Source organism: Pseudomonas sp. PVC-3-1 (assembly GCF_057444315.1).
Genome location: NZ_CM172023.1, coordinates 4,780,488 through 4,793,784, shown reverse-complemented (window position 1 = coordinate 4,793,784; position 13,297 = coordinate 4,780,488). Strand labels below are relative to the sequence as shown.

Sequence of the window (13,297 nt, the reverse complement as noted above, 5' to 3'; positions counted from 1 at the left end):
CGCACGTCGAGTCACCTCAGGGTGAACGGTGGAGACGGGCGCCATCCTAGGAATGGCTAGGAAAATTCTATGTAGGAAATTTCCAGTAGATTTGAAGGTAGATTCCAGGGTGGATGATCGGTCGCCATTCAGCGAGCAAAGAGCTGGCCGATGTCCTTGAATGCCTTGAACTCCAGGGCATTGCCGCAGGGGTCGAAGAGGAACAACGTGGCCTGTTCGCCCACCTGGCCCTGGAAGCGCACGTGGGGTTCGATGACGAACTGCGTGCCACGCTCCCGCAGCCTTTGCGCCAGGCGCTCCCAGTCTTCCCAGGGCAATACCACGCCGAAGTGCGGTACCGGCACGTCGTGACCGTCCACGGCATTGGTGTGTGCCGCTTCCTGGCTTGCCGTGCGCGGGTGCTCATGGATCACCAGCTGGTGGCCGAAGAAGTCGAAGTCCACCCACTGGGCGCTGCTGCGGCCCTCGGCAAGGCCGAATACCTCGCCGTAGAAATGCCGGGCCAGCGCCAGATCGTAGACCGGGATCGCCAGGTGAAAAGGTGATAACGCCATGGACGTGCTCCCGTCAGGTTCAGGCCGCTACAGCCAGCAGGCGGCTGATGGTGGCCTTGGCTGCGTTCATCTGGCCTTCGCGGGCGAGGCGAGTGAACTCCAGCAGCGCATGTTCGTGCTCGGCAAGGTCGTCGAGAATGTCCCGGTCATCGTCGTCGCCCTCTATGGCCAGGCTGTCGTAGCGCTGGACGTAAGGCTCCACCAGCACTTCGAGTTTTGCCAGGGTCTGCGGCCAGTCGAGCCCGCGCCAATCGGCGGCGCGTTGGCGGCCCTGGGCGGCGGCGTGGGCGGTGTCGCCCAGCGGCAGGCCGTGACGCTGCAGCAGCCGCGCCATGCGCAGGCCGGTCTGGCGTTCCAGTCGCGCCAGCAGGAGCATCGAGGACGCCCCCTCCGGCAGTTGCTCGGCCAGGCCGAGGAAGAAGTTTTCACCGCGGACTTCGCCCAGGTAGGCGGCCTGCAGTTCACTGGCTTGTCGGTGCATGCGTCGGTCCCCCTTTGCTCAATGGGGACCAGCCTAGACGATGTGCGTCGGGCATCGAACCCGGCATGTCGTGTCTGGGCCAGAAGGGGTCGCTCAGCGTTCGAAACCGTATTCGCGCTCGACCCGGCTGATGCGCACGCGGAAAGCGCTGTACCAGTCGCGCCGGCCGGCCTGCTGGGCCATGCGGTGCTCGGCCTGCTGCTTCCACTGGCGGATGGCGGCTTCGTCGCGCCAGTAAGACACGGTGATGCCCAGACCGTCGGCGCCGCGGGCAGATTCGACGCCGAGGAAACCGTCCTGCTGCGCGGCCAGTTCCAGCATGCGCTCGGCGGTGGCGCCATAGCCTTCGTCCAGTTCGGTGCGATAGGAGGTGAAGGTCACGGCGTAATAGGGCGGTTGCGGTGTGCTGGCGATCATGCGGGGCTCCTGATGTGGCTGGGCTCTTGACTGGATTGGCGGCTGGACTGATGGCGGAATGCAGCGGACAGGAGCGCTTCGGCCAGCGGCACGGCGATGCCGGCCAGTGCCTTGCGTTCGGGTTGGAACAGGGTGGCGATGAAGAAGGGATGGTCGGTGGCTTCCAGTGCCCGGATGCTGTCGTCTTCGCCGCGGGCGCAGGCGCGGAGCGAGCCGCCGAAGAGGATGTCCTGGAACTCCGGGTTCACCCCGTAGCTGCAGCGGTAACCTTCACGAATCTCCGCCAGGCCGTAGATCGCGGCCAGGTTCGAGCCGGGCATGAGGCGAATGGTCTCGCTGACTTCCACCAGTGAACAGGGCAGGGCATGGACTACCGCACGCGCTGCCCCCGGGGCCATCTCGGCATGGGCCGCGTCGCTCCAGCCGAGGACGTTGCGGGCGCGCTCCAATAGCGCATGCTGGAATCCACCGCAGGTGCCGAGGAAGGGCACCTGGTTTTCGCGGGCGAAGGTGATCGCCCGCAGCGCGCCGTCGGTGTTCAGGTAGGGACTGCCGGGGATGCACCAGAAGCCGGAATACGGCTCAAGGTCCAGGCCCTGGGCGAGGCGCGGGGTGTCCAGCCAATCCACACGCAGGGTGCCCGAATGTGGCAGCAGCGATTGCTGCAGGGCCAGGGGAATCGCCCAATGGGCGGTGACGCGGCTGTCGCGGTCGCCGATCAGGCCGATCCGCAGTGCTTTACGACGTTTTCCCATCCTTTGTTCCCCCAGGCGTCGTGGCCCATTGGCGGGCCCATGGGCAGCAATTTATAGTTGCGCAGGCGCAATCGAAAATGGGCGGTTGCGCAACCTTGGAGTGCGTCGATGCAATACCGTCTCGAATACGCCGATCTCGCCCTGGTGCTGGCGCTGGTGCGTGGTGGCAGCCTTGCCCGGGCCTCTGAATTGCTCGAGGTAGACGTCTCCACCGTATTCCGTGCCGTGCGCCGTCTGGAAAAGGCGCTGGGCACTGCGCTGTTCGAGAAGGGCCGCAATGGCTACCTGGCCACTGCCACCGCGCAGCAGCTGGCGACCCAGGCCGAACTCGCCGAGCAGGCGCTGGAGGCGGCGCGCCTGGGCCTGGAACAGGGCCACGATGTGCTCAGCGGAACCGTGCGGCTGACCTGTTCCGATACCGTCCTGCAGGGGCTGCTGCTGCCGGCTCTGGCGCGCTTCATGAAGCGCTACCCGGCGCTCAACCTGGAACTGACCACTTCCAACGCCTTCGCCAACCTCAGCCGCCGCGACGCCGACATCGCCCTGCGCCTGACCAATGCGCCGCCCGAGCATCTGGTGGGACGCAAGCTGGGCGAGGTGCACTACGTCCTCTGTGCCCATCGCGATTATCTGGCCGAGCAGGGCGAACGCCCCTGGCAGGACATGAGCTGGATCGCCCCGGATGACTTTCTCCCCGATCACTCCAGCGTTGCCTGGCGTCGCCAGGCTTACCCCTCGGTGCTGCCGGCCTACCGCTGCAACAGCATGCTGTCGGTGCTGGACCTGTGCCGCGCAGGCCTGGGCTTGGCGGCGCTGCCGGCGTTCCTGCTGCGTCCGGACGACGGCTTGCAGGTGCTGGAGCCGGAACTGCCCGGCTGCAGCATCCATCTCTGGTTGCTGACCCGGCCGGACTGCCGGGCGCTGCGGGCGGTGGTAACGCTGTTCGAGGAACTGGCCGGGAGTATTCGTTTGCCGGCCTGAATGAAAAGACCCCGCCCGGAGGCGGGGTCTTTGCTCTGTAGCGGCTCTACCAGTGACGGTAGTGCCCCGGAGGGCCGTAGTAGCCGGGTCCGTAATAACGCGGCGGACCGTAGTAGCGCGGCGGGCCGTAGTAACGCGGGCCAGGCACCACCACGACCGGGCGGTAGACCGGCTGGTACACCGGTTGATACACGGGCTGGTAGACCGGCGCCGGCTGGTAGTAGACCGGTTGCGGCGGGTAATAGGCCACCGGGGGCGGCGGAGCGTAATAGGGCGCCGGTGCGGGCTGCGAGCCGGCGACCACTGCACCCCCGACAACGGCGCCGACCACCGCGCCGATCGCGGCAGCATCGGTGTTGCTGTTGGCCGCAGCCTGGCCGGCGAGGGCAAGGCCGGCGCAGAGCAGGGCGATCTGGGGGAGACGGTGAAGCATGATGCACCTCCTGAGGAACCCGGCGAGGAACCAGGTATCTATGAGACATCGGCCTTGAAAGAATCGTAACGCCGCCGGTGTAAAGGTTGTGTAAATGGCGCCGTGCGGCTCTGCGACGGGCATTGCATGTATCAGCCTGCAATATATCCATCGCGCCGCCGCAGCCCTCGGGCTGGTAAGGTGGCGCCTTTCGCGTTTTTTTCCATGAAGAACCAGGGAGACCTTCCATGCCCTTCAACCGAGTGACTCTCTTGTCGCTTCTCGCTGTCGCCGCGCTCGCCGGTTGCAGTTCCAAGGACTCCTCGTCCGATGCTGCGCAGCCGGCTACGGGCGACTCGTCGGCCATGACCGGCACCTGCAACGCTAAAGCGGTGCAGTCGATCGTCGGCAAGGTCGTTACCCCGACGCTCACCGAGGAAGCCCGCCGCGACGCCGGCGCCAGCGTCGCCCGCGTACTCACCCCACACCAGCCGGTGACCATGGAGTACAACTCGCAGCGCCTGAACATCGATGTCGATGACAGCCAGGTGGTGAAGCAGGTTTCCTGCGGCTGAAGCGTGGCCAGCTGTCCATGAAAAAGCCCCGCCTAGGCGGGGCTTTTCATGTCTGACAGCGATCAGCGGTTGGCGGGCTTCTTGATCACGCGCAGTGCCTGGCTCGACTGGTTGACGCATTCCTCGTAATTGCCGGCCTTCTTGGCTTCCTCGGCCTTGGCGACGTACTCGTGGACCGCGTTGACCTTCACGCCGGTCGCGTTCTTGCTGGCGGTCTTGAGGAAGTCGTTGATCTGCTGCAGGTTGCCGTCGCACAGCGCGCTGTCAGCGAAAGCCGGTACGGAAAACACCATGGCCAGGAGCAGGGCGTACTTTTTCATGCAGGTTCTCCTTGCATCTCGAATGCCGAATCGAAGAAATTCGAAATTACGTTAGCTTGCTAACAATCGACAAGCATTTACCCCGCAAATTCATTTCATTTCTGACGCTAGTCAGGAAAAGCCCGCTCTGCCGTGTCGCTGGTCAGATCGCACTGAACTTGCGCTCCAGGCCCTGGCTGCGAAAGTGCTCGATGACGTAATCGACGAATACCCGCGTCTTGGCCGGCAGCAATTTCTGCGCGGTGTAGTAGAGCGCGGTGTTGCCGGCGTCCACGTACCACTCCGGCAACACGCGCACCAGCCGCCCGCTGTCGAGGTAGGGTACGGCGTGCTGCATGCTCACCAGGGTCACGCCCAGGCCCATGAGTGCGGCGACGCAGGCGGCTTCCGGGTCGCTGAAGGTCATGCGCTCCTTCAGCGCGATCGGCGCCTGGGCCTGCTGGCGGTTGGTCAGCGGCCAGGGCCGCACACGGCCGGTCTGCGGCGAACGGATGCGGATGCCATCGTGGCTGGGCAGGTCCGACGGATAGCGGATCGCCGGGCGCCCCTCCAGGTAGGCAGGTGACGCCAGCAGCACCAGGTGCGCCGGGCTCAGCTTGCGCGCCACCACGCCGGGCGGCAGCTCGAAGCCGCCGCCGATGGCCGCGTCGAAGCCTTCGGCGATGAGGTCGACCTGGCGGTTGTCGAAGTGCCAGTCCGGGCGGATCGCCGGGTAGCGCCCGAGGAATTCTCCCAGCAGCGGCAGGATGTAGTCGCGGCCGAATACCAGCCCCATGCTCACCTTCAACATGCCGCTGGGCTGGCCGTCGGCGCTGGCCAGGTTGGCGATGGCGCTCTGCAGGCTGGCCAGGCCGCCGCTGGCCTCGTCGAGAAATCGCTCGCCGGATTCGGTCAGGGTCAGGCTGCGGGTACTACGCTGGAACAGCCGCACGCCCAGGTTGTTTTCCAGGCGGGCGACATTCTTGCTCACCGCCGCTGGTGTCAGGCCCAGACGCCGCGCGGCGGCGGCGAAGCTGCCGGCCTCGGCGCTGCGGACGAAGCATTCGATACTGATCAGGCTTTCCATGGGTGGTATTCCGGACGTTTGGTATCGACTGAATATAGCGATTACTGGCTACCGGGTCAGGAGTGCGAGCGCGAAACTGGCCCCGTCGAACTTACTCCCCCACCAGATTCCTGGAGATACGAAATGACCACCACGCAAACCACCTCGCCCTCCACCTCCAAGCCGCTCGCCGGCAAAGTCGCTTTCGTCCAAGGCGGCTCCCGCGGCATTGGCGCCGCCATCGTGCAACGCCTGGCCCACGAAGGTGCCGCCGTGGCCTTCACCTACGTCAGCTCGGCGCAGAAGGCTGAAGACCTCGCCGCCAGCATCGAAGCCGCCGGCGGCCGCGCCCTGGCGCTCAAAGCCGACAGCGCTGACGCAGCTTCGGTGCAACAGGCCATCGATACTGCCGCTCAGCGCCTGGGCGGCATCGATATCCTGGTGAACAACGCCGGCGTACTGGCTATCGCTCCGGTGGAAGAGTTCAGCCTGGAAGACCTCGACCGCACCCTGGCAGTGAACGTGCGCAGCGTCTTCGTCGCCACCCAGGCTGCCGCGCGGCACATGGGGCAGGGTGGGCGCATCATCACCATCGGCAGCACCAACGCCGACCGCATGCCCTTCGGCGGCGGCGCGGTCTACGCCATGAGCAAGTCGGCGATCGTCGGCCTGACCAAGGGCCTGGCCCGCGATCTCGGCCCGCGCGGCATCACCGTGAACAATGTGCAGCCTGGCCCGGTGGACACCGACATGAACCCGGCTGACAGCGACTTCGCGGAATCCCTGATGGAACTGATGGCGGTCGGCCGTTATGGCCGCGCGGAAGAAATCGCCGCCTTCGTCGCCTACCTTGCTGGTCCGGAAGCCGGCTACATTACCGGCGCCAGCCTGACCATCGACGGCGGCTTCGGGGCCTGATCGGGTCCTGATAACTGCAGCGCGACCGGGCTCAGGCCCGGTCGCGACTCTGAATATTCCAGTGTGCGGAGGTGCCGGCGAGTTTTGCCGAGAGCATCTCCACCTGCTCGTAGAGGCGCAGGGTGAGCCAGTAGAACCCCTGCTTCTCGAACGAGTCGGTCAGGTTGTGCGGCCGAGCCGGCAGGCTCTCCAGCCCCTGGCAGGCCTGTACCAGCTTGCTGGTGCGACTGAATTTCAGGGCATGGGCCGATTGCAGCAGCAGGCGGCCGATGATCTGCCGGTGCGTATCGAGGCTGGCCGGCACCGGTTCTATCTCCCCGGCCTGGGCGGCGAACTGCCGCGAGGCGATCAGCGACTCCAGGGTGCCCATGATCGCGCGGTGGATGCGCTGGATGATCTCCAGCTCGCGCAAGGGCATCGCCGTTTCCTTCGATACCGGCCCAAGATGCGCCCGGGACGCCACCAGGCGATGGTCCAGCTCTTCCAGTTGGCGGGCGAAGTGCTCCGGGGTGAAGTCGTGATTGGACGATAGTTGCCCATACATCCGCGCGCAGGCCCGAAGGTTGTCCGAGAGCAGGTAGCGCCAGACGTAGACCGCCCGCAGCGGGTAGATCTGCGAGAACAGCAGCGCCACCGCGACGCCGATCAGCACGTTCGCCGAACGCCACAATCCCTCGGTGAAACCGGTCTCGCCGGGGCCGGCGACAATGCACATGGTGATCCCTGCCAGCAACGCCACGTAGCCGGGCCGACGAATCGCGAAGAAGGCCGAGGCTGCGCCCAGCACCGACATCACCAGGTAGGTGAGGGTGAGTGAACGCGTCCGGTCATAGACGGCGATCACGCAGAGCCCCAGCAGCGCGCCGACCAGCGTGCCGAGCACCCGCTCGTAGGACTTGCCGCGAATAGTCCCCTGGTGCACCAGCCCGCCCATCACCACCAGTACCGTGACCGAGGCCCAGAGACCGTGGGGCAGCTTGAGCGCGCTGGTCAGCAGCATCGAGGCGAGCAACGCGAGGCCGACGCGCACGCAATGAATCCAGGCGGCATAGCGATAGCGGGTATAGGGATTGGCCAGGCGGCGGAACGGCAGGGTGAGGATCGAGGGTTGCTTCGCCAAGGGAAGCGGCTCCTGTGCGGGCGGTGGCGATGCAGCAAGGTTAGTCGCTCCCGGCTGGCAGGGGCGGCCTTGAGTCAATCTCCTGGTTACTGCTGGCCGACGAAGTAGTAGTCGCGCTCGCCGACGCGGAAGTGCTGCAGCACGCTCAGCGGCGCTTGCGGCACCGTCTCGCTTTCCAGCAGCGCGATATGTTCGTCTGGCTGGCTGAGGAAGTTCGTCAGCTCCTCAGTAGTCTGCAGCGCCGGCAACAGGCTGCGGCTATAGAAAACGCTGGCGCCGGCGAGGCGCTCGCTGGGCTGGAACAGCGCCACCTGGCGCCCGGCCATCTGGTGCTGGCGAATCCGTTCGGTCAGCGGGAGGAAGGAGTCCTGCTGATCGGCGCGGGGTTCGATCCAGATGGCATATCCCAGGTAACAGGCGGGTACCAGCAGCGCCAGGAACAGAGCGGCACCGCGTACCCGGCGCGAAGCACGGGCATGCCAGCGCAACAGCAGAACGTGGCCATACTCGGCGGCGATCACCGCTGCCGCCGGTGCCAGTGCCATCAGGTAGACCATGCGCTTGCTGGAAGCGAGGGTGAGCAGGGCGAACTGTGCCGCCAGCCACAGGCAGAAGAACAGCAGGTAGCGGTACTGCGCCAGGCGTTTGCGCCAGTGCCAGAGCCCCAGGTAAAGCAGGATGTTCCACGGCAGGAACGCCTGCGGCAGACGCACCAGGTAGTAGTAGAAGGGCTCGAAGTGCCCGGCTTCGCTGAACGAGCCGTTGAAGCGGCCGATGCTGTTGGTCCAGAGGATTTCCTCCAGCGCCGCGCTGCCACCGTCGCGGTAGAGGAACAGCAGCCAGATCAGCAGCGGCACCAGGCCCGGCAGTGTCCACAGCAGGGGGCGCAGCCAGGCGGAGATTTCCAGCCGGCGCCGCGCCAGGCTGTCCCACAGCAGGCAGGCGAAGATCACTACTGCCGGCAGTGCCAGCCCCAGCACGCCCTTGCTCAGGGTGGAGATGGCGATCCCCGCGGCGAACGCCAGCCAGTGCTCGATGCGCCCCGGCGGCTTGAGCCAGGCCTGCAGGAAGGACAGCAGCGCCAGGGTCACGCCCAGCGTGAGCAGGGCGTCTTCGCCCACCTGACGGGCATTGGCCCAGAAGCTCGCCAGGGTCATCAGCATGATTGAGGCCAGCAGCGCCAGCGTCGCGGGCCGGCCGATGCGCCGGAGCACGCCATAAAGCAGCAGTACACAGAGCATCCCGGCGAATGCCGAGGCCAGCCGCACGGCCAGTGTGGTCGGGCCGAACAGGCGGATGGCAGCGACGTCCAGCCACAGGCTCAGTGGCGGCTTCTCCAGGAACGGCTGGCCGTTCAGGCGCGGCGTCACCCAGTCCCGGTCGAGGTGCATTTCCATCGCGATGCCCGCCACCCGAGGCTCGGTGGAACCCTGCAACTGGTGATTACCCAACGCGCAGAAGAACAGCAGGCCGCCCAGCACGAGCAGGACAAGAAGGTGGCGGCGCTGGGGCATGGGAAATCCGCGGCTGGTCAGGAGTCTCTGCATGTATAGGCGACATTTAGTTAACGCGAAATTAACCTTCGCGATGCTTCACTGCGACCCTCGCCCGGTACTCCCCTGGGGGTCGCCATGTCCGCTCGCCTGCCTGATTCCCAAGTTGCCTTCCCGCGTCGCCTTCGCCGTCGCTATCTGTTGCTGGCGCTGGTCGTGCTGATCGTGGTGGCCGGCTGCCTGGCCGGTTTCATGGTGCTGGTTCCGCCACCGCCGTACACGCCCTTGCAAGGCCAGAATCCCTCGCAGGTCATCCTGCTGGCGCTGGGCGACCAGGGCAGTGGCGACCTGCAGCAATGGCGTGTGGCGGAGGGCATGGAGCGCGTCGCGGAAAGCGAAGGCGGGGTGAACATGGTCCTGCTGCTGGGCGACAACTTCTATGGCAAGACCTTGAGCGGCGTCGATGACCCGGCCTGGCAGCTCAAGTTCGAGCGCGTCTACCACGGGCGCTGGCTCAGCCATGTGCCCTTCTATGCGGTGCTGGGTAATCACGACTACCCGGCTTCCGCTGCCGTCGAACTGGACTACGCCAGCCGGCGCGTGGGCTCCGGTCGCTGGCAGATGCCGGCGCCTTTCTATACCCGCGACTTCGGTGAGGTGGACGGGCGCCCGCTGTTGCGCGTGGCCTTCCTGGACACCAATGAAGATGCCGCCGGCCGTCAGCGCCAGGCAGCCTTCCTGCAGCGGGAGTTCTCCCGGCCGGGCTCCGCACCGCTGTGGAAGATGGTAGTGGCGCACCACGCTATCCGCAGCAGTGGCGGCAAGCATGGCGATGACAGCGAGTTGCTGCAGCAACTGCTGCCGGCGATGCAGCGCAGTGGCGTGGACCTCTACCTGTCCGGCCACGAGCACAACCAGGAAGTGATAGTCCGCCCCGGTGAGCCGGCCTGGCTGGTCTCCGGTGGTGGCGGCCAGACTCTCGACGGGATCAGGCCCGGCGCGCCGGCTGAAGGCACGCTGTTCGCCGCCGAACAGCACGGCTTTGCGCGGTTGGCCTTCAGCGCGGATCGCCTGCAACTGGCTTACTACGACCCGCAGGGGAACCGCGAGCAGGGCTTCCTCTGGGCTCGGGCCTGCCCGTGGATGGCGCAGGGTTGCCTGAAGCAGAACGATGGTGCCCAGTTGGCGACGAACAGGGCCACTGGCCAGTAGTTGTGCCCTGGGGGTTTTCGTTAGAATCCCGCACTTTTGCGCGCAGGGACCGCGTGAGCCTATCCGAGAACCCCCATGCTTACCGGTAGTTACGATCCCGCCCTGGTCCTGATTTCGCTGTGCGTCGCCATGCTGGCGTCCTACACCGCGCTGGATCTTGCCGGGCGCATCGCCACTACCCGTGGTTGGCCGGTGCTGCTGTGGATCGGTGGAGGCGGGGTGGCCATGGGCATTGGTGTGTGGTCGATGCACTTCATTGGCATGCTCGCCTTCAGCCTGCCCATCCCGCTGGGTTACGACCTCACCCTGACGCTGCTGTCGCTGGCTATCGCCGTGCTCAGTTCGGGCTTCGCCCTGGCGTTGGTCAGCCAGGACCGCCTGCCGCTCTGGCAACTGGTCTGCGGCGCGCTGGCCATGGGCGCCGGAATCAGCTGCATGCACTACCTGGGCATGTACGCGATGCTGATGCAGCCGGGCATCGATTACGACCCGACGCTGTTCGGGCTCTCCTTGCTGATTGCCGTGGCGGCTTCCGGCGCCGCGCTGTGGATCGCCTTCAGGCTGCGGCAGAACACGCCCTACGTACGCCTGGCCCGTGCTGGCGCGGCGCTGGTCATGGGCGTGGCCATCGTCGGCATGCACTACACCGGCATGGCCGCCGCGCGCTTCCCCGAGGGCAGCTTCTGCGGCGCATCCCCCAGTGGACTGAACAGCGACTGGCTGGCGCTGCTGATCATCATTGTTACCCTGGCCGTGATCGGTATTGCGTTGCTCACTTCGGTGCTTGATGCACGCCTGGAGTCGCGCACGGCTCAGCTCACCTCGTCACTGGCCCTGGCCAACCAGGAGCTGACCCAGCTCGCCCTGCACGATAACCTCACGCGCCTGCCCAACCGCATCCTGCTGGAAGACCGCATCGAGCAGATGATCGGCAAGGTGCAGCGCGGCGGCGGGCATTTCGCGCTGATGTTCCTCGACCTCGACGGCTTCAAGCCGGTCAACGATGCCTTTGGCCACCACGTCGGCGACCTGCTGCTCAAGGCCGTGGCCCAGCGCCTGCGCGACAGCCTGCGCAGCGAAGACACGGTGGCGCGCATCGGCGGCGACGAGTTCGTGGTGCTCGCCGAACTGGCCGAAGCCGAGGATGCAGTAACCGTCGCCGGGCAGCAGATCAGCCTGCTGGCCCAACCGTTCCAGGTAGCCGGGCAGGAGCTGCGCATTGCCGCCAGCGTCGGCATCGTGGTCTATCCTGGCGACGGCGCCAGCCAGCACGAACTGCTGCGCAACGCCGACGCGGCGATGTACCACGCCAAGGGCAACGGCAAGAACGGCTACAGCTTCTTCGAACAGTCGATGAACACCAACGCGCGCAATCACCTGCAGTTGCTGCACGACCTGCGCGCAGCCCTCGATCGCCGCGAATTCATCCTGCACTACCAGCCCAAGTTCGCCGCCAGCGGTGAGCCCATTGGCGCCGAGGCGTTGTTGCGCTGGCAGCACCCGCAACGCGGCCTGCTGATGCCCGACACCTTCATTGCGCTCGCTGAGCGCACCGGCCTGATCATCCCCATCGGTGACTGGGTGCTGGACGAGGCCTGCCGGCAGATGCGCGAGTGGTACCTGCAGGGCCACGAGAGCTGGCGTGTGGCGGTGAACCTGTCGGCACTGCAGTTCTGCCATGCAGCCCTGGTGCAGTCGGTGGCCGATGCGTTGCAGCGCCATCAGCTGCCGGCGCGCTGCCTGACCCTGGAGATCACCGAAACCACCGCCATGCGCGACGCCGATTCCAGCCTGGAGATTCTCGGCAAGCTGTCGGACATGGGCGTGGACCTGTCCATCGATGACTTCGGCACCGGCTACTCCAGCTTGCTGTACCTCAAGCGCCTGCCGGCCAACGAGCTGAAGATCGACCGTGGCTTCGTCCGCGACCTGGAGCAGGACAGCGACGACGCTGCCATCGTCTCGGCCATCGTTGCCCTGGGCCAGGCGTTGGACCTGCGCATCGTCGCCGAAGGGGTGGAAACCTCCGGCCAGCAGAATTTCCTCACCCGCCTGGGTTGCGACTCGCTGCAGGGCTTCCTGCTCGGCAAGCCGGTGCCGGCCGAGCAATTCCTCGAGCGCCTTTCTACGCCGGCGTAATCGCGGCCAGCTGGGAGCAGAGTTCACGTAACTGCTCGCACAGGCTGCGCCCGGCGCTGCCCAGTTCGGGGCGTGCGTAGAGTGCCAGCTCCAGTCCCTCGATAGGCGCGAAGCCATCCTCGGCGCTCAGCACGCGGTGCCCTTCGTGACAGCCGCGCAGGGGCAGCAGGCTGACACCCATGCCGGCCGCCACCGCCGCCGAAAGGCTCGCCAGGCTGGCGCTGCTGTAGCTGATGCGCCAGCGCCGGCCGCTGGCTTCCAGGGCGTGGATCATCTCCTGGCGATACAGCGCGCCCAGCGGGAACACCACCAGCGGCAGCGGGTCGCGCATGGCGGCGGGGGTGGTGGCGCTGTCCTGCCAGGCCAGGGGTTCGGGCCAGTGGGCGAGGCAGTCGCTGTCCGCGCCCCATTGCTTGACCAGCGCCAGGTCCAGCTCGCCGCTGCGGTACTGGCGCAGCAGTTCCTGGCTGAGGCCGCTGGAGACTTCCAGGCGCAGCCGCGGGCGCTCGGCGCTGAAGGCCGCGAGCAGCGGCATCATCCGTTCGCCGGCAAAGTCCTCCGGCATCCCGAGGCGCAGCACGCCCTCACTGTGCTCGCTGCTCAGCGCCTCGCGCGCTTCCGAGCCCAGTTCGAGAATGCGCCGCGCATAGCCCAGCAACCGCTCGCCCTGTTCGGTGGGCAGCACCTGGCGTTGGCTGCGGTCCAGCAGACGGCAGTCCAGGCTCTGTTCCAGGCGCAGGATCTGCTGGCTGACCGTGGACTGGGTGAGATGCAGCAACTCGGCGGCGCGGGTGAAGTTGCCGGCGTCCACGACCATTACGAAGCTGCGCAGCAGGTTGGGGTCAAGCATTGCGATTCCCACTGAAAGTCATGTT

General features: G+C 66.2%; 15 protein-coding genes. 5 read left to right on the top strand and 10 right to left on the bottom strand.

Annotated elements, in window-relative coordinates; all coding sequences use genetic code 11:
- Window positions 1–128: 128 nt before the first annotated feature.
- The 4 genes from AC2T4A_RS22070 to AC2T4A_RS22055 all read right to left on the bottom strand — a co-directional run bounded on the left by AC2T4A_RS22070 (window position 129) and on the right by AC2T4A_RS22055 (window position 2,207).
- A complete protein-coding gene (locus AC2T4A_RS22070; protein ID WP_416747156.1) occupies window positions 129–554 on the bottom strand; it encodes a VOC family protein in 426 nt (141 codons plus the stop codon).
- Window positions 555–573: 19 nt separating this feature from the next.
- The gene (locus tag AC2T4A_RS22065) at window positions 574–1,035 is read right to left on the bottom strand and encodes a hypothetical protein (protein ID WP_486741794.1); all 462 of its coding nucleotides are present in this window, start codon (window positions 1,033–1,035) and stop codon (window positions 574–576) included.
- 93 nt (window positions 1,036–1,128) lie between these two features.
- Entirely contained in the window at window positions 1,129–1,452 is a 324-nt protein-coding gene (locus AC2T4A_RS22060; protein WP_138522940.1) for an antibiotic biosynthesis monooxygenase family protein, read from the bottom strand.
- On the bottom strand, window positions 1,449–2,207 hold the full coding sequence (locus tag AC2T4A_RS22055) for a CTP synthase C-terminal region-related (seleno)protein (protein WP_486741793.1): 759 nt from the start codon (window positions 2,205–2,207) through the stop codon (window positions 1,449–1,451). The genes AC2T4A_RS22060 and AC2T4A_RS22055 overlap by 4 nt, the downstream gene beginning before the upstream one ends.
- A 108-nt stretch (window positions 2,208–2,315) precedes the next feature.
- On the opposite strand from AC2T4A_RS22055, the gene AC2T4A_RS22050 reads away from it, so the two are divergent.
- On the top strand, window positions 2,316–3,188 hold the full coding sequence (locus AC2T4A_RS22050; protein WP_486741792.1) for a LysR family transcriptional regulator: 873 nt from the start codon (window positions 2,316–2,318) through the stop codon (window positions 3,186–3,188).
- A 46-nt stretch (window positions 3,189–3,234) separates the two neighbouring features.
- Here AC2T4A_RS22050 and AC2T4A_RS22045 read toward each other — a convergent pair whose 3' ends face one another.
- Window positions 3,235–3,621 carry a hypothetical protein gene (locus AC2T4A_RS22045; protein ID WP_045207832.1) on the bottom strand — a complete coding sequence of 129 codons (387 nt, stop codon included), beginning with the start codon at window positions 3,619–3,621 and terminating at the stop codon, window positions 3,235–3,237.
- A gap of 227 nt (window positions 3,622–3,848) precedes the next feature.
- On the opposite strand from AC2T4A_RS22045, the gene AC2T4A_RS22040 reads away from it, so the two are divergent.
- The gene (locus AC2T4A_RS22040; RefSeq protein ID WP_486741791.1) at window positions 3,849–4,175 is read left to right on the top strand and encodes an I78 family peptidase inhibitor; all 327 of its coding nucleotides are present in this window, start codon (window positions 3,849–3,851) and stop codon (window positions 4,173–4,175) included.
- A 62-nt stretch (window positions 4,176–4,237) separates the two neighbouring features.
- Here AC2T4A_RS22040 and AC2T4A_RS22035 read toward each other — a convergent pair whose 3' ends face one another.
- Window positions 4,238–4,495, bottom strand: coding sequence for a hypothetical protein (locus AC2T4A_RS22035; protein WP_416747165.1), 258 nt, complete (start codon window positions 4,493–4,495; stop codon window positions 4,238–4,240).
- 142 nt (window positions 4,496–4,637) lie between these two features.
- Window positions 4,638–5,561: a LysR family transcriptional regulator gene (locus AC2T4A_RS22030; RefSeq protein WP_416747167.1), complete on the bottom strand. Its 924-nt coding sequence runs from the start codon at window positions 5,559–5,561 to the stop codon at window positions 4,638–4,640.
- A gap of 123 nt (window positions 5,562–5,684) precedes the next feature.
- Here AC2T4A_RS22030 and AC2T4A_RS22025 point away from each other — a divergent pair, with 123 nt between their 5' ends.
- The gene (locus tag AC2T4A_RS22025; RefSeq protein WP_416747168.1) at window positions 5,685–6,458 is read left to right on the top strand and encodes a 3-oxoacyl-ACP reductase family protein; all 774 of its coding nucleotides are present in this window, start codon (window positions 5,685–5,687) and stop codon (window positions 6,456–6,458) included.
- A 31-nt stretch (window positions 6,459–6,489) separates the two neighbouring features.
- Here AC2T4A_RS22025 and AC2T4A_RS22020 read toward each other — a convergent pair whose 3' ends face one another.
- Complete coding sequence (locus AC2T4A_RS22020) at window positions 6,490–7,578, bottom strand: FUSC family protein (RefSeq protein WP_478379062.1); 1,089 nt, start codon at window positions 7,576–7,578, stop codon at window positions 6,490–6,492.
- 86 nt (window positions 7,579–7,664) lie between these two features.
- Entirely contained in the window at window positions 7,665–9,092 is a 1,428-nt protein-coding gene (locus AC2T4A_RS22015) for an ArnT family glycosyltransferase (protein ID WP_486741790.1), read from the bottom strand.
- A 117-nt stretch (window positions 9,093–9,209) separates the two neighbouring features.
- On the opposite strand from AC2T4A_RS22015, the gene AC2T4A_RS22010 reads away from it, so the two are divergent.
- Entirely contained in the window at window positions 9,210–10,283 is a 1,074-nt protein-coding gene (locus AC2T4A_RS22010) for a metallophosphoesterase (RefSeq protein WP_486741789.1), read from the top strand.
- 75 nt (window positions 10,284–10,358) lie between these two features.
- Window positions 10,359–12,422 (top strand): putative bifunctional diguanylate cyclase/phosphodiesterase, encoded by a 2,064-nt coding sequence (locus AC2T4A_RS22005; protein WP_416747177.1) that lies wholly within the window; start codon window positions 10,359–10,361, stop codon window positions 12,420–12,422.
- Here the strand turns inward: AC2T4A_RS22005 and AC2T4A_RS22000 are convergent.
- Window positions 12,409–13,272 carry a LysR family transcriptional regulator gene (locus AC2T4A_RS22000; protein ID WP_486741788.1) on the bottom strand — a complete coding sequence of 288 codons (864 nt, stop codon included), beginning with the start codon at window positions 13,270–13,272 and terminating at the stop codon, window positions 12,409–12,411. The two genes, AC2T4A_RS22005 and AC2T4A_RS22000, sit on opposite strands and share 14 nt — an antisense overlap.
- Window positions 13,273–13,297 lie beyond the last annotated feature (25 nt).

What these genes read in the sequence shown, in the direction of transcription:
- AC2T4A_RS22035 (WP_416747165.1), bottom strand. Translation starts at nt 4,495, where the DNA reads ATGAAAAAGTACGCCCTGCTCCTGGCCATGGTGTTTTCCGTACCGGCT.
- AC2T4A_RS22010 (WP_486741789.1), top strand. Translation starts at nt 9,210, where the DNA reads ATGTCCGCTCGCCTGCCTGATTCCCAAGTTGCCTTCCCGCGTCGCCTT.
- AC2T4A_RS22040 (WP_486741791.1), top strand. Translation starts at nt 3,849, where the DNA reads ATGCCCTTCAACCGAGTGACTCTCTTGTCGCTTCTCGCTGTCGCCGCG.
- AC2T4A_RS22070 (WP_416747156.1), bottom strand. Translation starts at nt 554, where the DNA reads ATGGCGTTATCACCTTTTCACCTGGCGATCCCGGTCTACGATCTGGCG.
- AC2T4A_RS22000 (WP_486741788.1), bottom strand. Translation starts at nt 13,272, where the DNA reads ATGCTTGACCCCAACCTGCTGCGCAGCTTCGTAATGGTCGTGGACGCC.
- AC2T4A_RS22060 (WP_138522940.1), bottom strand. Translation starts at nt 1,452, where the DNA reads ATGATCGCCAGCACACCGCAACCGCCCTATTACGCCGTGACCTTCACC.
- AC2T4A_RS22015 (WP_486741790.1), bottom strand. Translation starts at nt 9,092, where the DNA reads ATGCCCCAGCGCCGCCACCTTCTTGTCCTGCTCGTGCTGGGCGGCCTG.
- AC2T4A_RS22050 (WP_486741792.1), top strand. Translation starts at nt 2,316, where the DNA reads ATGCAATACCGTCTCGAATACGCCGATCTCGCCCTGGTGCTGGCGCTG.
- AC2T4A_RS22025 (WP_416747168.1), top strand. Translation starts at nt 5,685, where the DNA reads ATGACCACCACGCAAACCACCTCGCCCTCCACCTCCAAGCCGCTCGCC.
- AC2T4A_RS22055 (WP_486741793.1), bottom strand. Translation starts at nt 2,207, where the DNA reads ATGGGAAAACGTCGTAAAGCACTGCGGATCGGCCTGATCGGCGACCGC.
- AC2T4A_RS22005 (WP_416747177.1), top strand. Translation starts at nt 10,359, where the DNA reads ATGCTTACCGGTAGTTACGATCCCGCCCTGGTCCTGATTTCGCTGTGC.
- AC2T4A_RS22030 (WP_416747167.1), bottom strand. Translation starts at nt 5,561, where the DNA reads ATGGAAAGCCTGATCAGTATCGAATGCTTCGTCCGCAGCGCCGAGGCC.
- AC2T4A_RS22045 (WP_045207832.1), bottom strand. Translation starts at nt 3,621, where the DNA reads ATGCTTCACCGTCTCCCCCAGATCGCCCTGCTCTGCGCCGGCCTTGCC.
- AC2T4A_RS22065 (WP_486741794.1), bottom strand. Translation starts at nt 1,035, where the DNA reads ATGCACCGACAAGCCAGTGAACTGCAGGCCGCCTACCTGGGCGAAGTC.